This is a genomic window from Enterobacter cancerogenus (assembly GCF_019047785.1).
Taxonomy (GTDB): Bacteria; Pseudomonadota; Gammaproteobacteria; order Enterobacterales; family Enterobacteriaceae; genus Enterobacter; species Enterobacter cancerogenus.
In genome coordinates, this window is sequence record NZ_CP077290.1 from 2,767,957 (window position 1) to 2,791,012 (window position 23,056).

21 protein-coding genes are annotated in these 23,056 nt (G+C 58.6%); 3 read left to right on the forward strand and 18 right to left on the reverse strand.

Going from position 1 to position 23,056, the window contains the following annotated elements; all coding sequences use genetic code 11:
* Positions 1-10 precede the first annotated feature (10 nt).
* Positions 11-3,061, reverse strand: a complete 3,051-nt coding sequence (fdnG, locus tag I6L58_RS13050) for a formate dehydrogenase-N subunit alpha (RefSeq protein ID WP_088209362.1) — start codon at positions 3,059-3,061, stop codon at positions 11-13.
* A 381-nt stretch (positions 3,062-3,442) separates the two neighbouring features.
* Between fdnG and fdhD the strand changes: the two genes are divergently transcribed.
* Together fdhD and I6L58_RS13060 are read left to right on the forward strand one after the other, a co-directional pair.
* Positions 3,443-4,279: a formate dehydrogenase accessory sulfurtransferase FdhD gene (fdhD, locus tag I6L58_RS13055; RefSeq protein WP_042322655.1), complete on the forward strand. Its 837-nt coding sequence runs from the start codon at positions 3,443-3,445 to the stop codon at positions 4,277-4,279.
* Between the two features lie 115 nt (positions 4,280-4,394).
* Complete coding sequence (locus I6L58_RS13060; protein ID WP_042322688.1) at positions 4,395-4,607, forward strand: YdgH/BhsA/McbA family protein; 213 nt, start codon at positions 4,395-4,397, stop codon at positions 4,605-4,607.
* 51 nt (positions 4,608-4,658) lie between these two features.
* On the opposite strand, the gene I6L58_RS13065 is transcribed toward I6L58_RS13060, so the two are convergent.
* From I6L58_RS13065 to I6L58_RS13090, 6 genes are all read right to left on the reverse strand, one after another.
* The gene (locus I6L58_RS13065) at positions 4,659-6,401 is read right to left on the reverse strand and encodes a putative frv operon regulatory protein (RefSeq protein ID WP_088209363.1); all 1,743 of its coding nucleotides are present in this window, start codon (positions 6,399-6,401) and stop codon (positions 4,659-4,661) included.
* A gap of 9 nt (positions 6,402-6,410) precedes the next feature.
* Complete coding sequence (locus I6L58_RS13070; protein ID WP_088209364.1) at positions 6,411-7,472, reverse strand: aminopeptidase; 1,062 nt, start codon at positions 7,470-7,472, stop codon at positions 6,411-6,413.
* Positions 7,462-8,907, reverse strand: a complete 1,446-nt coding sequence (locus tag I6L58_RS13075) for a PTS fructose-like transporter subunit IIBC (protein ID WP_088209365.1) — start codon at positions 8,905-8,907, stop codon at positions 7,462-7,464. The genes I6L58_RS13070 and I6L58_RS13075 overlap by 11 nt, the downstream gene beginning before the upstream one ends.
* Positions 8,908-8,916: 9 nt before the next feature.
* Entirely contained in the window at positions 8,917-9,363 is a 447-nt protein-coding gene (locus I6L58_RS13080; RefSeq protein ID WP_088209366.1) for a PTS fructose transporter subunit IIA, read from the reverse strand.
* 186 nt (positions 9,364-9,549) lie between these two features.
* Positions 9,550-9,873 carry an AzlD domain-containing protein gene (locus tag I6L58_RS13085; RefSeq protein WP_006179137.1) on the reverse strand — a complete coding sequence of 108 codons (324 nt, stop codon included), beginning with the start codon at positions 9,871-9,873 and terminating at the stop codon, positions 9,550-9,552.
* Positions 9,873-10,532 (reverse strand): AzlC family ABC transporter permease, encoded by a 660-nt coding sequence (locus tag I6L58_RS13090; protein ID WP_088209367.1) that lies wholly within the window; start codon positions 10,530-10,532, stop codon positions 9,873-9,875. The genes I6L58_RS13085 and I6L58_RS13090 overlap by 1 nt, the downstream gene beginning before the upstream one ends.
* 102 nt (positions 10,533-10,634) lie before the next feature.
* Here I6L58_RS13090 and I6L58_RS13095 point away from each other — a divergent pair, with 102 nt between their 5' ends.
* Positions 10,635-11,183 carry a helix-turn-helix domain-containing protein gene (locus tag I6L58_RS13095; protein ID WP_006179139.1) on the forward strand — a complete coding sequence of 183 codons (549 nt, stop codon included), beginning with the start codon at positions 10,635-10,637 and terminating at the stop codon, positions 11,181-11,183.
* 79 nt (positions 11,184-11,262) lie between these two features.
* Here the strand turns inward: I6L58_RS13095 and I6L58_RS13100 are convergent, their stop codons facing one another.
* From I6L58_RS13100 to rhaB, 11 genes are all read right to left on the reverse strand, one after another.
* A complete protein-coding gene (locus I6L58_RS13100) occupies positions 11,263-11,754 on the reverse strand; it encodes an Hcp family type VI secretion system effector (RefSeq protein ID WP_042322658.1) in 492 nt (163 codons plus the stop codon).
* 254 nt (positions 11,755-12,008) lie between these two features.
* Positions 12,009-12,530 (reverse strand): DUF2778 domain-containing protein, encoded by a 522-nt coding sequence (locus I6L58_RS13105; protein WP_006179142.1) that lies wholly within the window; start codon positions 12,528-12,530, stop codon positions 12,009-12,011.
* 355 nt (positions 12,531-12,885) lie between these two features.
* Positions 12,886-13,200, reverse strand: a complete 315-nt coding sequence (gene rhaM / locus I6L58_RS13110) for an L-rhamnose mutarotase (RefSeq protein ID WP_088209369.1) — start codon at positions 13,198-13,200, stop codon at positions 12,886-12,888.
* Positions 13,197-14,345, reverse strand: a complete 1,149-nt coding sequence (gene fucO, locus I6L58_RS13115; RefSeq protein ID WP_088209370.1) for a lactaldehyde reductase — start codon at positions 14,343-14,345, stop codon at positions 13,197-13,199. The genes rhaM and fucO overlap by 4 nt, the downstream gene beginning before the upstream one ends.
* Positions 14,346-14,441: 96 nt before the next feature.
* Positions 14,442-15,449, reverse strand: coding sequence for an ABC transporter permease (locus I6L58_RS13120; RefSeq protein WP_006179145.1), 1,008 nt, complete (start codon positions 15,447-15,449; stop codon positions 14,442-14,444).
* A complete protein-coding gene (locus I6L58_RS13125) occupies positions 15,446-16,450 on the reverse strand; it encodes an ABC transporter permease (RefSeq protein ID WP_088209371.1) in 1,005 nt (334 codons plus the stop codon). Before I6L58_RS13125 ends, I6L58_RS13120 begins: the two co-directional genes overlap by 4 nt.
* On the reverse strand, positions 16,450-17,952 hold the full coding sequence (locus I6L58_RS13130; RefSeq protein ID WP_088209372.1) for a sugar ABC transporter ATP-binding protein: 1,503 nt from the start codon (positions 17,950-17,952) through the stop codon (positions 16,450-16,452). The genes I6L58_RS13125 and I6L58_RS13130 overlap by 1 nt, the downstream gene beginning before the upstream one ends.
* A 109-nt stretch (positions 17,953-18,061) precedes the next feature.
* The gene (gene rhaS, locus I6L58_RS13135; protein WP_088209373.1) at positions 18,062-19,048 is read right to left on the reverse strand and encodes a rhamnose ABC transporter substrate-binding protein; all 987 of its coding nucleotides are present in this window, start codon (positions 19,046-19,048) and stop codon (positions 18,062-18,064) included.
* Positions 19,049-19,126: 78 nt separating this feature from the next.
* The gene (rhaD, locus tag I6L58_RS13140; RefSeq protein ID WP_006179149.1) at positions 19,127-19,957 is read right to left on the reverse strand and encodes a rhamnulose-1-phosphate aldolase; all 831 of its coding nucleotides are present in this window, start codon (positions 19,955-19,957) and stop codon (positions 19,127-19,129) included.
* A 119-nt stretch (positions 19,958-20,076) separates the two neighbouring features.
* Entirely contained in the window at positions 20,077-21,336 is a 1,260-nt protein-coding gene (rhaA, locus tag I6L58_RS13145; RefSeq protein WP_058610687.1) for an L-rhamnose isomerase, read from the reverse strand.
* Positions 21,333-22,802, reverse strand: coding sequence for a rhamnulokinase (gene rhaB, locus I6L58_RS13150; protein ID WP_088209374.1), 1,470 nt, complete (start codon positions 22,800-22,802; stop codon positions 21,333-21,335). The genes rhaA and rhaB overlap by 4 nt, the downstream gene beginning before the upstream one ends.
* Positions 22,803-23,056: the final 254 nt, after the last annotated feature.

The following is a 23,056-nucleotide window of genomic DNA, read 5'->3' on the forward strand; positions in this document are numbered from 1 at the left end:
GTCGTCTCCGTTACACCTTTTCCACGTTCACGAGGAAGGCCTTAAACTCCGGCGTCTGCGTGTTCGCATCACCGACGAACGGCGTCAGGGTGTTCGCAATAAACCCTTTCTTCGCCACGCCCTCGTAACCCCAGTGAATCGGGATGCCGATGGTATCCACTTCCTGACCGTGTACGTTCAGCGTGCGAATACGCTTGGTCACCACCGCCTTGGCCTTGATATAGCCGCGGTTGGAGGAGACTTTCACGGTGTCGCCATGGGTGATGCCGAGCTTGTTCGCCAGCTTTTCGCCGATCTCCACAAACTGCTCCGGCTGCGCAATGGCGTTCAGCAGCGCGTGCTTGGTCCAGTAGTGGAAGTGCTCGGTCAGACGGTAAGTGGTGCCCACGTACGGGAACTTGTCTTTTTTACCCAGCGCTTCAAAGTCGCCTTTGAAGATACGCGCGGCCGGGTTAGAGACCACGTTCGGGTGCAGCGGGTTGGTGCCCAGCGGCGTTTCAAACGGCTCGTAGTGTTCCGGGAACGGACCTTCCGCCATCTTATCGATAGCGAACAGACGCCCCATCCCTTCAGGCTGCATGATAAACGGCCCGACATCGCTGCCTGGTGCTGCGGTGCTGTAGTCCGGAATATCCACGCCACCCCACTTCGCGCCGTCCCACTTCAGCAACTGACGCTTCGGATCCCACGGATTACCCTGCGGGTCTGCGGAGGCACGGTTATAAAGGATGCGGCGGTTCAGCGGCCACGACCAGGCCCAGCCCAGCGTATTGCCGAGGCCCGACGGGTCGGCGTTATCGCGGTTGGCCATCTGGTTGCCTTTCGGCGTCCAGCTCCCGGCAAAGATCCAGCAGCCGCTGGACGTCGTGCCGTCGTCGCGCAGGTGCGCGAAGGTACTGAGCTGATCGCCTTTCTTCGCCAGCACGGCGCCGGTCGCCGGGTCGATAACGTCTGCCAGCGCCTTACCGTTGCTCTCCATCGCCACTTCTTCCGGCGACGGGTTCTCCGGCGTCGAGTAGTTCCAGGTCATGTTCAGCACCGGTTCCGGGTTCGCACCGCCTTCAGCAGCGTACATCTTACGCATACGCAAGAAGATACCGGCCAGGATCTCGCCGTCGTTCATGGCGATGCCCGGGGCGTCCGCGCCTTTCCAGTGCCACTGCAGCCAGCGTCCGGAGTTGACGATAGAACCGTTCTCTTCCGCAAAGCAGGTAGACGGCAGGCGGAACACTTCGGTCTGGATCTTCGACGGATCGACGTCGTTCGATTCACCGTGGTTTTGCCAGAAGGTTGACGTCTCGGTGTTGAGCGGGTCAATCGTCACCAGGAATTTCAGCTTCGACAGCGACTCCACCACCTTGTTTTTGTTCGGGAACGAGGCGACCGGGTTAAAGCCCTGGCATAAGTAGCCGTTGACCTTGCCCTGGTGCATCATCTCGAAGTACTGAAGGACGTCGTAGCCTTTGTCCCACTTCGGCAGCCAGTCAAAGCCCCAGCTGTTTTCCGCCGTCGCTTTATCGCCGAAGAACGCCTTCATCATCGAGACGAAGAACTTCGGATAGTTGCCCCAGTAGTTCACCTGTCCTTCGAGCAGCGGTTTTGGCGTGCTGGCCGTCAGGTAGGTTTGCAGGTCCGTCTGTTTTTCGCTTGGCAGGTTCATATAACCGGTCAGGCTCTGCGACAGCAGGCCGAGGTCGGTCAGGCCCTGAATGTTGGAGTGACCGCGCAGGGCGTTCACGCCGCCGCCTGCCATCCCCATATTGCCGAGCAGGAGCTGAACCATCGCCATGGTACGGATGTTCTGCGCGCCGATGGAGTGCTGCGTCCAGCCGAGTGCGTACAGGAACGACGCGGTTTTGTCTTTCGCGCTGGTTTCGGCAATCAGCTCACACACCTTCAGGAAGTCCGCTTTCGGCGTTCCGCAGATGTTTTCGACCACCTCTGGCGTATAGCGGGAGACGTGCTCTTTCAGCAGGTTCCACACGCAGCGCGGGTGCTGCAGGGTCTTATCGCGCTTGGCAAAGCCGTTCTCATCCAGCTCGTAGTTCCAGCTGGTTTTGTCGTATTTGCGTTTTTCGGCGTCATAACCGCTGAACAGGCCATCTTCGAAGTGGTAATCCTCACGCACGATCAGGCTGGCGTTGGTATAGGCTTCGGTGTACTCGCGGTTATATTTTTCGTTGGTCATCAGGTACAGCAATACGCCTGACAGGAAAGTGATGTCAGTACCTGAACGAATAGGGGTGTAGAAATCCGCCACTGACGCTGTACGCGTAAAGCGGGGATCGATCACAATCAATTTCGCGCCGTTATGGATTTTGGCTTCCATCGCCCAGCGGAACCCGACAGGGTGCGCTTCAGCGGCGTTACCGCCCATCACCACGACAAGGTTGGCGTTCTTGATGTCGACCCAGTGGTTGGTCATCGCACCGCGACCAAATGTTGGAGCAAGACTTGCTACCGTTGGTCCGTGTCAGACACGCGCCTGGTTGTCGACCGCGAGCATACCGAGTGCACGCGTGAATTTCTGGGTTAAATAGCCGGTTTCGTTGCTGGAAGCAGACGCGCACAGCATACCGGTAGAGAGCCAGCGGTTAACCGTTACGCCCTCGGCGTTCTGAGGAATAAAGTTGGCATCGCGATCTTCTTTCATCAGTTTTGCGATGCGGTCAAACGCCTCTTCCCAGCTGATTTGCTGCCATTTGTCGGAGCCGGGCGCGCGATATTCTGGGTACTTGAGGCGGCTTTCTGAATGGATAAAGTCCACCAGACCGGCCCCTTTCGGGCATAACGCACCACGGTTGACCGGGTGATCCGGGTCGCCTTCGATGTGGAAGATAGATGCTTTGGCGTTTTTTGCACCGTCGCCGAGGCTATACATCAACAGCCCACAGCCGACGGAGCAATACGTGCAGGTGTTACGGGTTTCGCGGGTGCGCAGCAGTTTGTACTGCCGTGTTTCCGCCAGCGCTACGCCCGGGGCAAAGCCCAGCGCCGCTGCCGTAGTGCCTGCCATACCGCCAGCGCAGATCTTAAAGAACTGCCTTCTGCTGACCTGCATGGGTCACTCCTTCGTTAATTTCGACATTGCTTTATTGTTTTGCTTTGCGGTCAAAAAATCGCCGCAAAGGTGAAAATTTGCGTTAATCCCGCAGTTCCACGAGGGATATCGTCAGAATACCACAATGTCGGTAAGCCTGTTTCATTAGCGTTAAAACAAAGTGAGCGTATTATCACTACATTGATTATAAATTGTGATATATGTCACAGGACACCCGATTTATGTTAAAGAGGTGTAGCCGCGCCTGCATTGCGCCTCTCCCTAATGAGTAGGTAAACTGACGGGCAATGGGTGATGAAAAGTTGATCCATACTATGCGTAAGGCCTGCCGTTTGTGATGCAATAGCAGGCTCACTTCTGTGGTTGTTCAGGAATACCGTTGTGTTTAAACAAAACCGTGCTGCCCACGCGTTACCACTGCCTGCTGGCACTGTGGAACGGTCGGTACACAGACCGCCCCACATAACCCATGCCACGCCCGATTATCTGGCGGAAGAAGTACCCGTTGCCCTGGTGTACAACGGGATTTCGCATGTGGTGATGATGGCCTCCCCGAAAGATCTCGAGCTGTTCGCCATTGGGTTTTCCCTGTCGGAAGGCATTATTGCGCGTCCGCAGGATATCTATGGCATGGACGTGGTGCAGGCTTGCAACGGGCTGGAAGTCCAGATCGAGCTTTCCAGCCGCCGCTTTATGGGGCTGAAAGAGCGCCGTCGCGCGCTGGCCGGGCGTACCGGTTGCGGGGTGTGTGGCGTTGAACAACTCAACGATATCGGCAAGCCCATCGCGCCGCTGCCGTTCACCCAAACGTTCGATCTGGCGCACCTTGATAGGGCGCTGGAGCAACTGAACACAGTCCAGCCCATCGGGCAACTGAGCGGCTGTACCCATGCGGCGGCCTGGGTGTTGCCGTGCGGAACGATTGCGGGTGGACATGAAGACGTGGGCCGCCACGTGGCGCTGGACAAGCTGTTGGGCCGCCGGGCGCGCGAAAGCGACGTCTGGCAGCAGGGCGCCGCGCTGGTCTCAAGCCGGGCAAGCTATGAGATGGTGCAGAAAGCGGCGATGTGCGGCGTGGAAATTCTGTTTGCCGTGTCGGCGGCCACTACGCTGGCAGTGGAAGTGGCGGAGCGCTGCAACCTGACGCTGGTGGGGTTCTGCAAGCCGGGAAGAGCCACAATCTATACCCATGAACAGCGACTACTTGTTAATCAATAAATTTGAATAACGTAAGCAAATCCTTCCGCTTTTAGTTGGTCGGGATGAGGTCTATTATTTATCTCATCAAGGCACGGTGCCTTACCTAAACAACTTAATGAAAGGGTTTAAACATATGAACAGCATCAAAACTTTTGTCGCAGTTATCGCTCTGGCTACCTCTTTTGGTTCATTCGCAGCACAATCCGTGACGGCTACCGCCTCTACGCTTGATGGTGCAGAAGCTAAAATCGCCGCACAGGCTCAGGAAGCGGGCGCGTCCTCTTACAAAATCACCCAGGCGTTCTCCGGTAACCGCGTACACATGACGGCAGAACTGAACAAATAAGCCGTACAGCCGCTGTCCCAGGCTCTTCGGAGCCGGGACAGGTTCCCTCTCTCAGTGCAGTAACGCAATAAATCCCTCGTAATGCCCCACGCTCTCAATCCGCTGCGACGAATGGCGGCTTAACACACTCGCTAAAAAGCTAAAAATTTTCAGCTCTTGTCGATTCTCCGCGCTGGCACAGGCGATAAGCACATGCATAACGCTTTCACCGTTCACCCGAATCGCGCGTTCAAGCGTAATAAAATATCCCCGAAAGGGGCGTTGCACCTCGCTCCAGCAGTGGGGGATCGCCACATGATTCACCACCAGATTCTCGCCTTCCCGCTCGCGCTGACAGATGCGCAGGGCTTCATCCTGCGTAATAGCGGTTTTCTCAAGCAGCTGCGTGGTGACGGCGGTGATGATCTCGTCCCAGCTTTCGTCCGGGCCGTTCGTATAATGAAATGAACCTTCAGGCGGGAAAAAACGGTCGGGCTGCTGGCGGATAAACGCCGACGCGAGAAAATCTTTAATCTGCTCGATACCCGCCGCGGTAATGATATTGCGGATAGGCAGCACGTCTCGCTGGCTGTCATCCAGCAAATAGTGGCTGTTATTCACAATCAGGGCTGGCTGGCATTCGTCCTGAACTGCCGCCAGCGCCTCGGGCGTAAGCACCACCACCACCCGGCAGTTCATCACCTCCCGTTCTATGGCCATTTTATTGATGGTCGCAATGGCGTTTTGATCGGCAAGTAAAACGATTGGCGTCCATTCGCTATGGTGCCGCTCAAGCGCGCAGGCAAAATAGAGTCCCGGGAGATCGCTGTCGATAAGCGGTATATCCATTACCTTTCGCAGCTGATTGATAAATTTCACGCTCATATCAAACGCCGCAGGCCAGGCCGCTTTGAGATGATTCATCGAGCCAGGCCGGCTCTCGGGAAACCAGTTTGGCATGGCAACGCATCTTTTCAGGTGCGCGGTCAGTTCGTCCGTGAGCTGCGCATCAATCGCCTGCGGCTGGGCGGGGGAGGCCAGGGTGGTGAGGTGGTCCGCGACGTACTGCGGGGTTATCGCATTTGCACTGTGCTGTAAGCGGTCCAGCCTGCGGGACACCACGCTCAGGACGTCAGGCCCCGGCCAAAGCCCCGCCTGTTCACAGCACGCCTCAAGCGCGTTAATGTCAGGGCAACCGGTCGAAAGAATCGGGTGCTGGCGCAGCGCGTAAACGGCCAGGAGGACGCTGACCAGATAGTCGCCATGAATATCCGGCCAGGCCGTGAGCGTCTGGCAGCGTGCGTGCAGCCTGCCCAGGACCGCCGGGTTTATGCCCGGCAGCGGGTAGACCAGCGGATCTTTTTTGAAGAGGTTCGCCAGCAGGATAATGCGTTTGTCCTGATCGACGTCGACGAAGTACCCGGCGCCTGGCCTGCTGGCAAGGGTAAAGGCGCGCGCGTATCGCTGGCGGAGTCGCGGCAGGCGTTCCGCAATCCAGGCATCGGGAAGATTAAGCGCATCCGCCAGCTGCGCCCGGGTCGTGACCGGGCGGATCAGCAGCAACGCCAGCAACCGGTCATCATTATCATGACGCTGTAAAAGCTGGAAATACTGTTTCCTGTCAAAGATATCCAGTTGACACACCGCGCTGCCGGAGGCGCTGATCCGCGCCTTGCCGCCGAGGGTAAAATTGATGTAGTCGATATCCCGCAGGATGGTGCGGGCGGAAACGCCGGTTTGCTGCGCCAGCGTGCCCGGCGCGGCGGGCTGTGACTCCAGCGCATTGAGTAAGGCCAACTGGCGTTCATTGAGCATGACCGATCCTTAGCGAAAATCCGTGAGCGCGGCGACCTGCCTGTCATCCAGGGACATCAGCAGGTTATGCACCATCTTCAGCGCCGCGTCATAATCCTTTTCAGCGATCATACCGCTGTTGGCGTGCAGATAACGTGTCGGCAAGCAAAGTGCGACGACTGGCCGGCCGCCGCCCATCACGTTATAACGCCCGCCATCGGTCGCGCCGGTTTTCATGGTGCTGAACTGCAGCGGTGCTTGCGCGTTTTCCGCGCTTTGTTTGAGTAAAGCGAGCAGCTTCTGATTAGCAAAATAGCGTTTATCGAAAAGCATCACGCCGGGGCCGTGGCCGACTTTTAGCGGATATTTCACGCCGTCGATGCCGGGAACATCACCCGCGACGGCGGTATCAAGCACGATCACCACGTCGGGTTTGACGCACTCTGCGGAGGTTTGCGCCCCGCGTAAACCAACCTCCTCCTCGACGCTGCCCACGCCGTACAGGCGGATGTTAGGGTTATTGACGCCGATCAGCAGTTCGGCCATCAGGGCGCAGCCCACGCGGTTATCCAGCGCTTTGGCGAGGATTTTATCCTCTCCCCAGCGGGCAAAGTTGGCCTCGGGGCTGACAAAATCACCCATCCGAATACCGAGTTTTTCCACCTCTTCTCGGCTGTTCGCGCCAATATCGATAAACATATCCTCAATATTCATCGGCTGCTGCTTCTGCTTTTCGCTCAGCGCATGGGGCGCAACGGACCCGATAATACCCGGGATTTTCTTGCCTTCGCGGGTGCGGAGGGTGACCCGATGGTTAAGCATCGACTGGCCCCACCAGCCGCCGACGGTGTCAAACCGAATAAACCCCGCCTCGGTGATGTGGGTGACCATAAAGCCCACTTCGTCCATATGCCCGACGATAGCCACTTTGGGCCCGCGTGAACCTTTGCGGACGATGACGCTGCCCAGCCCGTCGAAGGTAAGTTCATCGGCATGGTGGTGCAGGGCGTTGATCAGGATGGTGCGGACTTCCTGCTCATCGCCGCTGACCGCGCTGGCATCACAGAGCGATTTCAGTAACTCAATGTTCATGTGCAACCTCCGGACGGGCGGCTTTACGCTTCAGCCACCAGCCCTTTAACACGATTATTAACGTAATGTTTATCGCCAGACCGATGCCCAGCACCAGATAGAACGCGCCCGCCGGAGACATCAGGCCAATCAGCGGGTCAAACACGCCCAGCCCCGGTGCGAGACGCTGGAGGCCAAACGAGAGGGTCAGCATGCCCGCAATGCCGCCGCTGAGGGTATTCGCGGTAAGCATTGGCAGCGGCGCCGCCAGCGCGTAGGGGATTGCCGGTTCGGTGGCTACGGTTGCACCCACCACGATGGCGCTGCTGGCCGCCGCTTTCTCCTGTTGGGTGAAAAGCCCGGGAGCAAGATAGGTTGCGATGCCCGCCGCGACGGGCGGCATCAGCGCGACCACGCCGACGATGGCGTACCAGTCGTAGATGTGTTTTTCCAGCAGCGAGAAGCAGAAAAACCACGCGGTTTTATTGACCGGGCCGCCCATGTCAAACGCCAGCATCGCGCCCACGAGGAACGCTGCGCCAAGCTTCATCGACGGCGGAATGGTATTGAGGAGATGCAGCAGGCCGCCCATCAGATCGGACATCAACGGGCCGATCGCGTAGTAAGTCAGCACACCGAAGACGAGAAGCGTCACAAACGGGATCAGCATAGAGCCGAGCAGCGGCTGCAGCGCCTTGCCGAGCCTGAGCTTGCGAAACCACAGCACGAAATAGCCGATAGCCAGTCCCAGCACGACCGCCCCGAGGAAACCCGCCCCGGACTGCGTGCCGAGCAGCCCTTTATCGTTCGCCAGATAACACACCAGAAAAGCCGGTGCGAACGCCGGTTTATCGCCAATCGACAGGGCGATGTACGCGCCCATAATCGGGATCATAAAGGTAAAGCCGAGATAACCGATGGACTCCACCACCCAGGCAAACGAAGGCGCCCCTTTCGCCATATCGGTATAGGGCAGGCCAAGCTGGACAAGCATATTGGCGAGTGCCACCAGAATACCGCCGCCAATCACAAACGGCAGTGCGGCTGAGACGCCCGCCATCAGGTGGCTCATCACGCTGCCTTTCTGCACATCCTGTTTGCCCAGCTTTACGGCGCTATCGGCAGTGAACCGCTGCGATTGCGTGGATAAATTGTCAAAAATAGCGTCGATATTCTTCAGCGCGTGTGAAATCGGGATCTGGAAAACCTGTTTCCCGGCAAAACGGGCGCGATCGTCGGCACTAAGCCCACGACCGGTTGCCAGAATCACGTAGTCCGCTTCACGGATAGACTCATCGCTCAGATGATTTTCCACCCCGCTGGAACCCTGGGTCTCAACCTGAATGGTATGCCCTAAAGCACGCGCCTTTCGCTCCAGCGCCTCGGCCACCATATAGGTGTGCGCAATGCCTGCCGGACAGTTAGTAATGGCGACAAGCCGTAACGTCGTTTCCATCGCTCGCTCCTATTCGCCCAACGTCTGGTTGAGCAGCGCCAGGATCTGGTGCCGATCGCCCTGCTTGAGCTGTGAAATAAACGCCGGATGAATGATCTTCCGGCACAGGGTGCCAATCATTTTCACCTGTCCGTCTTCCCCCTGTTGCGGCACGCCAAGGCAGATCCAGCAGGTTACCGCTTCGCCGTCGCTGGCTTTCCAGTCGACGCCCGGGGTGTTACGCGCAAACAGCACGAAGGGCTGCTTCACCGCAGGGCTTTTGCCGTGGGGTACGGCGACACCCGAGCCAAAACCGGTGGAGTGCAGCTTTTCGCGCAACAGAAGCGTTTGTAAGAACGCGCCTCGGTCGCTGACGAAGCCATTTTGCCAGGCCATGTCCGCCAGCGTTTTGAGGATGGAATAGGGGGTGTTGCCCTGGATATTGAGGTCGATACAGTCGGCTGTCAGGTGCGCCATCGTGTCACTCCGTTGAGAATTGCGTGACCTGATTCTACGGGGGCGGCGGCAGGAGGCTGAGCGTGAAAATGTCAGCCGGGCGTGACAAGACAGCACCGAACGGAAGCGAAAAAGTGTGGGCGAGGCCACATACCGGAGAGAACTGATTTTCCTGACGAATATGACATCGTCAGGAAGGGAGGGGGATTAATGAATACCGGCCAGCCGCAGCAGCGCCGTCACGATTGCCGCCGCGATAATCACCACGATCAGCGGCATTTTTCGCCAGGCTAAAAACACCGCAAAGGCCACGCCGAGCACGCGGGCCATGCCGGCGAAATGCTCCCCTTCATAGAAGGTGGTCGCCAGCGCCACGGAAAACAGCAGCACCGTCGCCGCATCCGACAGCAGCGCCTGAGAGCGTTCGGACAAGGCCAGCCGACTGCCAAGCTTCGCCCCGCCAAGGCGCATGAGGTAGGTTCCCGCCGAGAGGATGGCGATGCCAAGAATAAATAGCGTCATGTTTTCCATTATTTTTTCCTCGCGACGAGGCCCAGTAACGAGAGCAGTACCGGCAAGCCGGCCGGGGCAAACGGCACGGCGGCCAGCGACAGCACCGCGCCGCTGCAGGCGCGGATAAGCGTGGTGCGGTTTTTAAACGCCGGTACCACTAACGCCAGCAAAATGGCGGGGAAAACCGCGTCCAGGCCGATGGTTTCCGGGTCCGGCAGCAGTTTGCCGACCATCGCCCCCAGCAACGCGCCAAGAGGCCAGATGATGGCCACGCCCAGGCCGCACAGCCAGTAGGCGGCTTTACGCTGCTCGGGCGTGTTTTGCGACAGCCCAAATACCACGCTTTCGTCATTCATGATGTGGCAGCCCAGGAAGCTCAGGCCGCGTTTGCCGACCAGCTCGCGCACCGTGACGCCAAACGGAACGTGGCGGGCGTTAACCAGTAATCCCGCCGCCGCGGCCGCCAGCGGGTTACCGCCGCTCGCCACAATGCCGATAAACATAAACTCGGATGCACCCGCCAGCACGGTGAGTGACAGGACAAAGGGCACCCAGAGCGGAAACCCGTACGCCATCGCCAGCGATCCATAAGACATGCCGACGACGCCAACCGCCAGGCAGACCAGAACGATCGCTTTTATCGTGTCGCCTTTGAGGCAGGAGAGAGGATGCGTCATACAATTTTAGCCATATCGAACGTATTTCCATTATAATGAACGGATCAACGATGTTTTACAAGATGAACGAATCGTTCGTTTTAACAGAGTATAGGGCCGTTTATGACGCAGCCAATCAGCGTGATCGCCAAAAGTCTGGTGCGAGAACGCCTGCGAACCGGGCACTCACTGGCGGAAATTGCCCGCCGTGCCGGGATCGCGAAATCCACGCTTTCGCAGCTAGAGTCCGGCAACGGTAACCCGAGCCTGGAAACGCTCTGGTCGCTTTGCGTGGCGCTGGATATTCCCTTTGCCCGTCTGCTGGAGCCGCAGCTGCCCACGACACAGGTGATCCGCCGGGGAGAAGGAACCAAGGTGATTGCCGGGCAGGCCAACTATGAAGCCATATTGCTGGCGGCATGCCCGCCGGGGGCGCGGCGTGATATCTATTTGCTGCTCACCCAGCCTGGCGCAGACCGCATTTCCCAGCCGCATCCGCCGGGATCGGTAGAGCACATTATCGTGACCCAGGGCCGCGCGAAAGTGGGGCTACTGGATAACCCGGAGGAGCTGGGGGAAGGGGACTACATCTGTTATCCGGCAGACCAGCCGCATATCTTTAAGGCGCTGGAGCCGGACACGCACGCGCTGCTGGTGGCGGAACAAAATTAACGATCACGTCGTTAAAAGCCATGGCCAAATCGCCTGGGCTGTTTGCCACCACCGCCAGCAGCCCCGTGCCGCCTCATCTTCATGCCGTGGCGCGTTCGTTCCACGCGTCGCTATGCTGGATATTGCCGTCAACAATGCGCCAGGTGATTTTCTCATACTGCAAGCTGACGCTTTCGACGTGATTGATTTTGTCGTTGGCTGCGATTTTCACGTTTGGCACGCTACAGTTAACGCCGGTTACCTTTACGTTCTCCATAAATACGGTGTAATAACACACCTCCTGACCTGCATCGTTGATGTGATAGAACTTAATTTCTGCGCTTTTCAGCGCCTGGCCGGTGGCAGCGGCTTTATAAAGATAGGGAGTAGAACTATCCACTTCCTTTTCGATTCTCATTGAAGAGTGCTGACGCGTACCGGTGATCGCCCCATTAGCGCTGTCTACCGGCAAATTGACGCCATGACTCAGCCCGATAATCTCAATGCTTCCTTCGCGGTCTTTGACATCTACTGAGCCTTTGATATCTGCACCGCCATCGTCTTTGAGCCACATATAGGGAGGAATTGGCATGTTATGTGTTCCTTATTTTTTTGAGTAACTTCATTGTTAAGAGATAAATCACGGTGGTGAGCGTAAGGACGGTCAATATATCGAGGTTTGTATATGTCTCGTACATTGTTTCTGCATTCGCATCGCCATAGATGAATACGCAAATGGCCATTGCCACGTCATAATTGATATATGCTCTTGAGGGACCCAGCGAACGTCCAACCATGACGCTCATTAGCAAAAATAAGGCGATCTTAAGCAGTCTGACTCCCCATTTACGGGCAAGTATGGTTATATCCATCGCCTGTCACCTCGATACAACCGCGAGCCATAAGTGAACGCATGCAAGGAACCTGGATAAGGTTAGTACTCATCAAAGCGTTGCGGATCATTGCATAATCGGAGTTATGGGCGATTGTTATGCACCCTTCTGACATTGTACCCGGGTGAAGTCTGAACAATCCTCGGTTGACTTGATTGACCCATGTACCATCGTCGATCCCTAAATCGTCCTTGTATAGGGCAAACCACTCATCACGGCCAAATTCCGCACCTGATCTCACTTTGTTCCACTGGTCCTGCACCTTGGCCTTTAGTGAAGAGAAGGGCCCCCCGGTACCCCTGTCGACAATCCAGTATTTACCCAGTGGGATTGGTCCTGACCCTTTAATTGCTCCGCAGGCTTCCTGATTACGATAAGCTCCCTGCCCGGAGTGAGCCATAAAAACCCCGACCCCATACAGGTTAAAGGGCGCATAATCTGCGCCATTAAGTATCAACGTTCCGTGTAAGGCCATATTTACCCACCTCTTATTACACCCATCAACACTACTGTCATTACAGAGGCCGATAACGTCATCCTCATCTCGCCCTTGTCATGTGCCTGTTCGCTTAAGCGTATGCCCGATGCCGTTTTAGAAGGTAAAGGCCGATCATATTTACGCCCTATCGATGCCTTTTTGAGACATTGACCAGGCATTTTTTAACCAAATTAAGGGGAGTGAATGAAAACGCGAGAAAAGTGCCGTATGACTACCGGCTCTGTCAGCAAGACAGCGAAGAATGTGAATAACGGTTTGTCCCTTATTCCACGCGGGAACGATGCAAGTACCGTCTTATGACGCTGCCGCGAAGGCGGCAGCGTAAAACGCATTATTCCAGGTAAAACACCTCTTTCAACTCCGCGCTCACCGGGCTGTTGTCCGGGTTCGATGGCATAACCTCGCGCATATGTCTCCACCAGCGTTGGCAGACGTCGGTACTTGCTACCGCGTTCCAGCGCGCTTCGGATTCAATCTCTACGGTTGCGAACAGCAGGTGGCGTTCCTTGTCGAGATAGATGGCGTAATGATGCGCGCCGTGATCTTTCAGCACAGCTTCCAGCTCGGGCCAGATGGGATTGTGGCGGCGCGCGTACTCTTCGTGCGCGTCCGGGTTAACCTGCATGACAAACGCTTTGCGGATCATAATGCCTCCAGGTACAGCTCGCGGACCTCATCGCGGCTGGCGGTTCGCGGGTTGCAAGGTGCGCACGGGTCGGCGAGGGCTTTATCCAGCCAGCCTTCGATGTCCGCTTTGGTCACGCCGAGCTGGCTAAAGCCGGACGGAATGCCGACGCGGGTACTCAGATCGCGAATCGCCTGAATGGCTGACATGCTTGCTGCTTCATCGCTCATCCCGCGCGTATCGACACCCATCGCCTGCGCCACGCGGGCAAAGCGCGCCACCGCGTTCGGGCGGTTAAAGTTTTCGATGATCGGCAGCAGGATGGCGTTACACACGCCGTGCGGCAGGTTGTGCGTCGCGCCCGGTTGATGCGCCAGGGCGTGAACCAGACCCAGACCGGCGCTGTTAAACGCCATGCCCGCCAGATATTGACCGAACGCCATCTGCTCGCGGGCTTCAAGGTTATGGCCCTCGTCGACCGCTTTCGGCAGCCACAGGGTGATCAGGCGAATCGCTTCCAGCGCGTTGGCGTCGGTGAGCGGGTGTGCGCCCACGGAAACGTAAGCTTCGATGGCGTGGGTCAGGGCGTCCATCCCCGTCGCGGCGGTGACGGAAGCCGGAATATCAAGCATCACGCTGGCGTCGTCTACGGCAATATCCGGGATGATGTTCGGGTCGATAATTACCTCTTTCACCTGACGCGCGGAATCAATAATCACCGCGTTGCTGGTCATCTCCGCCGCCGTGCCGGCGGTGGTATTGATCGCCACCAGCGGCACGCCTGCGTTTTTCACCTTGCCGACGCCGGAGTAGGCAGTGGACGGGCCGGGGTTAGCGGTCAGAATTTTGATCGCCTTGGCGGTATCGATCGGGCTGCCGCCGCCGAAGGCGATCAGGTAATCACACTCCGCGTCGCGGAATGCCGCAAACCCCTGTTGCACCAGCGCTTCCGTTGGGTTCGGGAACACCTCATCAAACAGGTGATACGACATCTCGTGGGCATCCAGTGCGGTAAACAGGCTGTCGAGCAGGCCGAGTTTAACCAGCTGGCCGTCGGTGACAATCAGCGCTTTTCCCCACTGCTTGTTCGCCACCAGGTTGACCATATCGCCGATTGCGCCCGCGCCGTGCAGGCTGATTTTAGGAAGCGCCAACATAAAGCTCATGATAATTCTCCTTAATTACTGTGATTTTTATGCCCGGCGGCGCTGCGCTTGCGCGGGCCTGCGATCCGCAGGCCGGGTAAACGTAGTGCCACCCGGCTATGGAATCCGTCTTCGCTGCATCATCCGTCGCGTGATAATCGGCAGTGAAATCACCACGATCAGCATTGCGCCGACGATCACTGACATCACGATGCCGGGCACGTTTAGCAAGCTCAGGCCAAAGGTCACCAGCCCCATCAGGAAGGCGGCGATAATCACGCCGACCATGCTGCCGGACCCGCCTAAAATATTGACGCCGCCGAGCACCGCCATCGTCACCACCGCCAGTTCCCAGCCCATCGCGATCGTCGGGCGCGTGCTGCCCAGGCGCGAGGTGAGCAGCACCGAGGCGAGGCCCGCCATCAGCCCCACCAGCGCAAACAGGATCAGGTTGTGGCGTTTAACGTTGATCCCGGCATACCACGCGCCGGTCGGGTTATTGCCGATGGCGTACGTGCGGCGACCAAAGTTGGTGCGGTGCAGCACAAAGGCAAACACGGCTGCCAGCACGATAAACAGCGCAAACTCAAACGACAGCGCGCCCCAGACGTAGCCTTGCCCCAGCCACGCGAAGCTCTCCGGGTAGCTGTTCAGCGCCTGATCACCCAGCAGGATGTAGGTGATCCCGCGGTACAGGCTCATGGTGCCGATGGTGATGACGATGGACGACAGGTTAAAGCGCGTCACCAGAATGCCGTTGAACAGCCCGCACAGCAGCCCGACGCCTAATCCCACGCACACCAGCAGGGGCGTATCCATGCCCGCCGCCGCGCAAAAGCCCATCGCCGTAGAGCTGAGCGCGATGGTCGAGGCCACCGACAGGTCAATCTCACGGGCGATAATCAGCATCGCCATCGGCAGGACGATGATCGCCTTCTCGGTGAAGTTGAACGTCGCGTCGGAGAGGTTCCAGACGTTGAGGAAGTAAGGCGAGGCGAGGGCGTTGCCCACGAACACCGCCAGCGTAACGGCCAGCAGGAAACCTTCCCAGCACAGCAGGCGCTGGAGCAGGCCCGGCGCAGCAGGCACGTTTTTGATCTCTTCAGTGGTCATCATTTTGCTCATGATTTCACCGCCAGTTTCTGACGCGCCAGCGCCGCGTCGCGCAGGATCAGCCTGCCTTTACGTTTGTTGCCGCGTTCGTTGAGCAACACCGCAATGACGATCACCGTGCCGGAAATCGCCATTTGCCAGAACGGCGAGACGCCGATTACCGGCAGGGCGTTATTGATGACGCCGAGGAACAGCGCGCCGAACAGACAGCCGAGCACGCGCCCGGTGCCGCCCATGGTGCTGATCCCACCAATCACACAGGCTGCCACGACCTGCAGCTCAAAACCGTTAGCCACGTCGACATACGCAACGGCAAAGCGGGAGATCCACAGATAGCCGCAGAAGCCTGCCAGCAGGCCGGAAAGGCAGAAGCTGACGAACTGCATTTTTCCGACGTTGATCCCGGTGTAATACGCTGCGGTAGCGTTGCCGCCTGCGGTATACAGCGCGCGGCCGGTGCGGCTGTAGCGCAGGAAGTAGCCCACCAGCAGCAGCGCGGCAACGGCGCACCAGCTCAGTACCGGCAGGCCCAGCACCGCCGCGCGCGGCAGGCCGAGGAAGTCCGCGCTCATCTGGTTGGCGTTGACCCAGCCGCCGCCGGAAAGCAGAAAGATAATCCCGCGGTAGATGCTCATGGTGCCGAGGGTGACCACAATCGCCGGAATACCCAGCTTCCACACCAGCAGGCCATTAATCATCCCCATTACCAGCCCGAGCGCGCTTGCCAGCATCAGTAGCCCCCAGACGGGCACGTCCGGGTAGTGGAAGTTAATCAGCGCGACGATCATCCCGGTTAGCGCCAGGTTGGCCGCCATGGAGAGGTCGATGCCTTTGGTCAGCAGCACCATCATCTGCCCGAGGGCGAGAACGATCAGAATCGAGGTGTCATTGAATATCTCCACCAGGTTGCCCGGCGCGAGAAACGACGGCACGCGGCTGCCGATGGCGATAATCATCAGCACAATGACCGCGCCCAGCAGGGCTTCACGGTGTTTCATCAGTGAGTTAAGCATCACGCCGCCTCCTGTTTTACACCGCTGGCGGCGCTGACGATGGTTTCCGCCGTCGCGTCGCCCGCCTGATATTCGGCCACCATCAGCCCTTCGTGCATCACGATGATGCGGTCCGCCATGCCCATCACTTCCGGCAGTTCGGACGAGACCATAATCACCGCCAGCCCCTGACCCACCAGTTCAGACATAAATTGATGAACGGCGGCTTTTGAGCCGATATCGATACCTTTAGTCGGTTCATCGAGGATGATCACGGCAGGATGCGTCGCCAGCCACTTGCCGATCACCACCTTTTGCTGGTTGCCGCCGGAGAGGGTTTCCACCGCCTGTTTCCAGCTAAAGGCTTTGACCTGCAGGCGGGTGGCGTATTCGTCAGCCAGTCGCCATTCGCGTTCGTCATGCAACACGCCGTTCGGGTTAAGTTTGCCGAGCTGCGGCAGGCTGATGTTCTGCGCAATCGGCAGCGCGATAATCGCCCCCTGTTTCTGGCGTTCTTCCGGCACGCAGACAATGCCGGCGTTGATGGCGTCCGCCGGCTGGCGGAAATGCTGCGTTTTACCGTTAAGCACAATCTCGCCCGAGGACGGACGGGTGATGCCGGAAAGCGCCTGCATCAGCTCGGTACGCCCCGCGCCGACCAGCCCGTAAAAACCGAGGATCTCACCCTTGCGCAGGGAGAACGAGATATTGGCGAACTCGGTCGGGTGGCAAAGATTTTTCACCTCCAGCACCGTCTCGCCTTTTTCGCAGTCGACTTTCGGGAAGGTCTGGGTAATGGCCCGCCCGACCATCATCGACACCATCCGCTCTTCGGTGATCGTGTTTATCGATCCTTCCCCGACAAACACGCCATCGCGCAAAATGGTGTAGTGATCCGCCAGCTCAAAAATCTCGTCGAACTTGTGGGAGATAAACAGGATCGCTTTTCCCTCCTGCTTCAGGCGCTCCACTATCTGATAGAACTCGAGAATTTCATGCTGCGACAGCGCGGCGGTCGGTTCATCAAGAATCACCACCTGCGCCTCAAACGACAGCGCGCGGGCGATGGCGACCATATGACGCTGGGCGATGCTCAGGGTTTTCAGCGTTGCGCGCGGGTCGATCTGCACTTCCAGACGCGTGAGGATAGCCTGCGCCCGACGGTGCATCGCCGGCCAGTCGAGGGTGTTGAAAACGCCTTTACAGAGATACTGGCCGACAAAAATATTTTCGGTGACCGACAGTTCATCGAACAGCACCGTTTCCTGATGAATGGCGGTAATGCCGATCTTGTGCGCCGATTCCGGCGTCGGGAGATGTACAGGGATGGCCTTATAGAGGATTTCGCCCTCGTCAGGCTGATAAATGCCGGTCATCACTTTGACCAGCGTCGATTTGCCCGCGCCGTTTTCGCCGATAAGCGCGGTCACTTTGCCGGGCCACAGCGCAAGCTGCACATTCTCAAGGGCGCGCACGCCGGGGAAGACCTTGGTGATGCCCGAAAGCTGTAGCAATGGGGTCATGATAGTTCTCCGTTAGATCCCCTCTCCCCTCGGGAGAGGGTTAGGGTGAGGGGAGATGCGGCCTGATGCCCTCACCCCGACCCTCTCCCACAGGGAGAGGGGGAAAGGGTTAGAAAATCTTCGAGAACTTATCAATGTTGCTGGCATCGTAGACGAACGGCTCGGCCATCGCCCCGTTGCCGTCGGCATCCAGCTTCACTTTGCCGAGTTTGCCCATGCTGGCTTCGCCTTTGGTGGCGGTGCCTTTTACCAGGTCATCCGCCAGATAGGTGGCAGCGTAGCCAAGGTCAATCGGGTTCCAGATGGCAAAACTCTTGCTTGCCCCGGATTTCACCGCGCCCGCCATTTCAGACGGTAGACCTAAACCGGTGACGTACACTTTGCCGATCTTGCCCTGGTCTTTGACCGCCTGCGCGGCGGCCACAATGCCCACCGACGACGGCGAGACGATCACTTTCAGATCGGGCCAGGTTTTCAGCAGGCCGACCGCTTCGCGGTAGCTTTTGTCAGAGAGATCGTCGCCGTAGGCCACGGTCACCAGATTGACGGACGGGTACTTCGGCAGCACCTTTTTCATCTCCGCAATCCAGGTATTCTGGTTGGTTGAGGTTGGCGTGGCGCTCAGCACCGCCACGTCGCCTTTCTCGACGTTCAGCGCTTTTAGCGCGTCGACGGCAAGTTTGACGTTGGTTTCACCGATCAGAGCGTTGTTCGACGGGTTCAGGTGGATTTGACGCCCGGCCTTCGCCACGCCGGAATCCCACGAGACAACCTTGATGCCGCGCTGCATCGCTTTTTTCAGCACCGGCACGACCGCATCCGGATCGTTCGCCGAGATGGCGATCGCATCCACGCCCTGGGCGATCAGCCCGTTCAGCACTTCGATCTGCGCTTCCGCCGTGGTGGTGGTCGGGCCGGTATAAATCACTTTTACATCGCCTAACTCTTTGGCCGCCTCCTGCGCGCCAACGTTCGCTGCCTCGAAGAATCCATTCCCTAAGGACTTCGCCACGAGGGCGATTTTCACTTCTGCTAAAGCGGAACCGGACAACGCCAGTGCGGCAACGGTGAGGATCAAGCTTGTCTTTATTTTCATTGCTTTTACTCCACATGAGTCAGTTGTAGGGATTGCAGGTGGTTTTCGCCCCGTCTCAATGAGCGGGGCGCGATGTTTTTATGGGTACAATGCTAACGCTGACTGCATTGGGGTGACGCCGAAGCGTTTGCCCAGCGCGATCAGCTCTTCACGGGTGATGGTCTGCTTCATGCCGCCCATGGCGTAGACTTTCACCAGCACTTCAGCCGACTTCTCGGCGGTGTCGATCAGGCCAAAGGTTTCATCCAGCGTCGGGCCGCTGCCGAATACGCCGTGGAACGGCCACAGCACCAGGGAATGTTTTTGCATATCCGTCGCGGTGGCCTGGCCGATCTCGTCGGTGCCCGGCACCATCCACGGCAGAATGCCCACGCCGTCCGGGAAGACCACCAGACATTCGGTACTGCCTTCCCACAGCTTGCGGGTGATCAAATCCGAACTGTTTTCCAGCACGTAGGTCAGGGCAATCAGGTTGGTGGCGTGGCAATGCATGATCACGCGGTCTTTGCCCTGGGTCGCCTTGATGCGCTCGCAGTGGGAAAGGAAGTGCGCAGGCAGTTCAGAGGTGGGCACCGCCTCGTCCGTCAGCCCCCAAAGAATGTGGTAGCCTGCGCCGTCGCTGTCCACTTTCACCACCCCGAGGTTGGCCTGTGGATCAAGCTGTACGTTGCGGAAAAACTTGCCGGAACCGGTGACGATAAACGGCGTATTGGCAAGCAGCGGCATCGGCTGGCTCAGCGCGATATAGCGCGGCTGCGGGTGGAAATCGGCGACGTACGGCTCGATGTCCGCGTCGTCCAGACGCAGCGTCAGGTTGCCGCCGTTACGCTCGTCCCAGCCCTTGAGCCAGGCGTCGGAGGTGGCTTTGATCATGCCCTGGACGAACCAGGCGTTAGTGATGGTTTGCATAGTTTTCATTTCCAGTTATCGCGGTGAGAGTTTCCCCTCACCCTAACCCTCTCCCCAACGGGGCGAGGGGATGGTTTGCTCCCTCTCCCCTTGGGGAGAGGGCAGGGATGAGGGGGCAATTACCCGCGCTGGCTCAACACGTCTTTCTCATACGCCCGCACGTTATCCAGCCACTGGCTGCCCGCCGGGGCGTCGTGACGCTGGCAGTACATCTCCCACACCGCCTGCCACGGCAGGGATTTCTGCTCCTCCAGCAGCGCCAGACGGGCGGTGTAGTCGCCGTTTTCCTCCAGCTGCTTCAGCGCGGCGGTTGGCTCCAGCAGGGCGCGCAGCAGGGCTTTCTTCATATTGCGGGTGCCGATAACCCACGCCGCGATGCGGTTGATGGAGGCGTCAAAGAAATCGAGGCCAATGTGCACGCGGTCGAACAGGTCGTGGCGGATGATTTCGCTGGCGATTGCCTGAGTTTCGTCATCCAGCAACACCACGTGGTCGCTGTCCCAGCGCACCGGACGGCTGACGTGCAGCAGCAGGCGCGGCACGTAGAGCATGGCGGCGGAGATTTTGTCGGAGATCACCTCCGTCGGGTGGAAGTGACCGGCGTCCAGGCACAGCGCGGTCTGGCGGCTGGTAGCGTAGCCCATGTAGAACTCGTTCGAGCCGACGGTGTAGCTCTCCGCGCCGATGCCGAACAGCTTGCTCTCCACGGCGTCGATGTGGTGCGCCGGGTCCAGTTTTTCGCTGATGGCTTCATCCAGTGCGGCCAGCAGGCGCTGACGCGGCGCCAGGCGGTCAACGGTGATGTCCTTCATGCCGTCCGGGATCCAGATGTTCATCACTGACGGCGTGCCGAGCTGCTCGCCGAAGTACGCCGAGACGCGGCGGCTGGCTTTGACGTGGTCAATCCAGAACTGGCGGATTTCATCGTTGGCGTGGGCGAGGGTAAAGCCATCGGCGCTCAGCGGGTGCGAGAAGCAGGACGGGTTAAAGTCCAGCCCCAGCCGGTTGGCTTTGGCCCACGCCACCCAGTTCGTAAAGTGTTCCGGTTTGATCTCGTTACGCGCCACCGGCTCGTCGGATTCGAGATAGATGGCGTGCAGATTCAGGCGTTTTGGCCCCGGGATCAGGCTCAGCGCCAGCTCCAGGTCGGCACGCAGTTCGCTGGCGTTGCGCGCTTTGCCCGGATAATTACCCGTTGCCTGAATGCCACCCGTCAGCGAACCGCCTGGGTTCTCGAAACCGGCGACGTCATCGCCCTGCCAGCAGTGCATAGAGACGGGCAGACGGTCGAGCTGGCGCAGCGCCGCGTCGACATCCACGCCGACGGCGGCGAAACGCTGTTTAGCCAGGTCCCAGGCTTGTTCAAGTTGAGTGGTCATGCGCAAAGCTCCTTAGTCAGTCGTTTTTGCTGAAACTGCGCCCGGTAGCGGGCAATGTCATGGCAGGGATGGGGAGTGAAGGTGGTCAGGCCATAGTTGTCGGCCACTACCGAGCGGAAATCGTCGACGCTCGCCAGTTCGTCCAGGGTCATCAGCTGAATGCCGATATTGCCGAGCGTGGAGGCCTCAACCGGCCCGGCGACGACGGTGATCCCGCAGGCGTCGGCGCAAAGCTGGTTCAGCAGCTGGTTCTGGCAGCCGCCGCCAACGATGTGCAACCGGCTGAACGGCCTGCCGCGAAGGCTCGCCAGTTCGTCGAGAATGTCGGCATACAGCAGGGCGAGGCTGTCAAAAATACAGCGCGCCAGCTCGGCAGGGCGGGACGGCACCGGCTGGCCGGCCTCGACGCAGGCGGCCTGGATCTCGGCGCTCATGTGCGCCGGGTTGATAAAGCGGTCGTCATTGGGGTTGATCAGGTACGTGCAGGCCGTCAGCTTTTCGGTTTCTGCAATCAGCGAGGCCAGGTCGGTGATGTTCTGCTCTTTCAGCACCCGCTGGAGCAGCCACAGCCCCATGATGTTCTTTAACACCCGGTAACGGCCTTCTGCGCCGCCCTCGTTGGTGATGTTCGCCGCCAGCGCGGCGTCGCTGGTGTAGGGCATTTTGCTCTCAAAACCCATCAGCGACCAGGTGCCGGAAGAGAGATACGCCGCGTCTTTGTCGGCAAGCGGCGCGGCGATGACCGCGCTGGCGGTATCGTGGCTCGCCACGGCCACCACCGGGATCGGATTGCCCTGCGGGCAGAGCCACTCGCCAATCACATTGCCCGGATGGGTCGGCGTGCCAAACCACGACGGCGAGGCGCCCGTCCAGGCCAGCAGGTTTTCGTCCCAGTTATCGGAATTGATGTTCACCAGTTGCGTGGTGGTGGCGTTGGTGTATTCCCAGTTCAGGTTGCCGGTCAGGCGGTAGCTGAAGTAGTCGGGGATCAGCAGGGCGTGCGCCGCCTTTGCGGCCAGTTCCGGCTGCTGTTCGACCAGGGCGCGCAGCTGATACAGGGTGTTAAACGGCAGGAACTGAATGCCGCTGCGCCCGTAGATCGTCTCTTTACCCAGCTGGGCGATGGCATGCGCCATGACGCCGTCGGTACGGCTGTCGCGGTAAGAGACGGGTAGGCCGACGCGTTCGCCAGCGTCGTCCAGCAGGACGTAATCCACGCCCCAGGTATCAATTCCGATGCTGTCGATACGGATGCCGTCATTGCAGACACTCTCAAGCCCGGTACGGATTGCCGCCTCCAGGCCGTCAATGTCCCAGGTATCAAAGCCGTCCCGCTTTTGCAGACAGTTGGCAAAACGGTGCATTTCGCGAAGCGAAAGCGTGCGCTGGCTACGGTCCCAGGTCGCCAGCATTACGCGGCCGCTGGATGCGCCTAAATCGACAGCCACACAATGGCGAAAAGTCATGGTCACGTCCTTTCTCAAGTCATTAGCGGTGAGTGTAAGAAAGGGAAGAAAAAGGCACCTTCTCGCCAGTGACAGGGCAAATCGCGCGCTGGCAAGAAAGCAAAGGTGAACGTGAGGCAGTTCACAGTTTCCAGTAATGACGGGGTTTTCAGGCAGTGTGACGCTTACCGCATTTCCCGATCTTTCCGCCCGTTTCTTGAAAAACGGACAGCTTTTGCGAGGTTTGCTGCTGAAAATTTAAGGTGCGTGCGCCG

What these genes read in the sequence shown, in the direction of transcription:
- I6L58_RS13060 (WP_042322688.1), top strand. Translation starts at nt 4,395, where the DNA reads ATGAACAGCATCAAAACTTTTGTCGCAGTTATCGCTCTGGCTACCTCT.
- I6L58_RS13065 (WP_088209363.1), bottom strand. Translation starts at nt 6,401, where the DNA reads ATGCTCAATGAACGCCAGTTGGCCTTACTCAATGCGCTGGAGTCACAG.
- I6L58_RS13070 (WP_088209364.1), bottom strand. Translation starts at nt 7,472, where the DNA reads ATGAACATTGAGTTACTGAAATCGCTCTGTGATGCCAGCGCGGTCAGC.
- I6L58_RS13075 (WP_088209365.1), bottom strand. Translation starts at nt 8,907, where the DNA reads ATGGAAACGACGTTACGGCTTGTCGCCATTACTAACTGTCCGGCAGGC.
- I6L58_RS13080 (WP_088209366.1), bottom strand. Translation starts at nt 9,363, where the DNA reads ATGGCGCACCTGACAGCCGACTGTATCGACCTCAATATCCAGGGCAAC.
- I6L58_RS13085 (WP_006179137.1), bottom strand. Translation starts at nt 9,873, where the DNA reads ATGGAAAACATGACGCTATTTATTCTTGGCATCGCCATCCTCTCGGCG.
- I6L58_RS13090 (WP_088209367.1), bottom strand. Translation starts at nt 10,532, where the DNA reads ATGACGCATCCTCTCTCCTGCCTCAAAGGCGACACGATAAAAGCGATC.
- I6L58_RS13095 (WP_006179139.1), top strand. Translation starts at nt 10,635, where the DNA reads ATGACGCAGCCAATCAGCGTGATCGCCAAAAGTCTGGTGCGAGAACGC.
- I6L58_RS13100 (WP_042322658.1), bottom strand. Translation starts at nt 11,754, where the DNA reads ATGCCAATTCCTCCCTATATGTGGCTCAAAGACGATGGCGGTGCAGAT.
- I6L58_RS13105 (WP_006179142.1), bottom strand. Translation starts at nt 12,530, where the DNA reads ATGGCCTTACACGGAACGTTGATACTTAATGGCGCAGATTATGCGCCC.
- rhaM (WP_088209369.1), bottom strand. Translation starts at nt 13,200, where the DNA reads ATGATCCGCAAAGCGTTTGTCATGCAGGTTAACCCGGACGCGCACGAA.
- fucO (WP_088209370.1), bottom strand. Translation starts at nt 14,345, where the DNA reads ATGAGCTTTATGTTGGCGCTTCCTAAAATCAGCCTGCACGGCGCGGGC.
- I6L58_RS13120 (WP_006179145.1), bottom strand. Translation starts at nt 15,449, where the DNA reads ATGAGCAAAATGATGACCACTGAAGAGATCAAAAACGTGCCTGCTGCG.
- I6L58_RS13125 (WP_088209371.1), bottom strand. Translation starts at nt 16,450, where the DNA reads ATGCTTAACTCACTGATGAAACACCGTGAAGCCCTGCTGGGCGCGGTC.
- I6L58_RS13130 (WP_088209372.1), bottom strand. Translation starts at nt 17,952, where the DNA reads ATGACCCCATTGCTACAGCTTTCGGGCATCACCAAGGTCTTCCCCGGC.
- rhaS (WP_088209373.1), bottom strand. Translation starts at nt 19,048, where the DNA reads ATGAAAATAAAGACAAGCTTGATCCTCACCGTTGCCGCACTGGCGTTG.
- rhaD (WP_006179149.1), bottom strand. Translation starts at nt 19,957, where the DNA reads ATGCAAACCATCACTAACGCCTGGTTCGTCCAGGGCATGATCAAAGCC.
- rhaA (WP_058610687.1), bottom strand. Translation starts at nt 21,336, where the DNA reads ATGACCACTCAACTTGAACAAGCCTGGGACCTGGCTAAACAGCGTTTC.
- rhaB (WP_088209374.1), bottom strand. Translation starts at nt 22,802, where the DNA reads ATGACTTTTCGCCATTGTGTGGCTGTCGATTTAGGCGCATCCAGCGGC.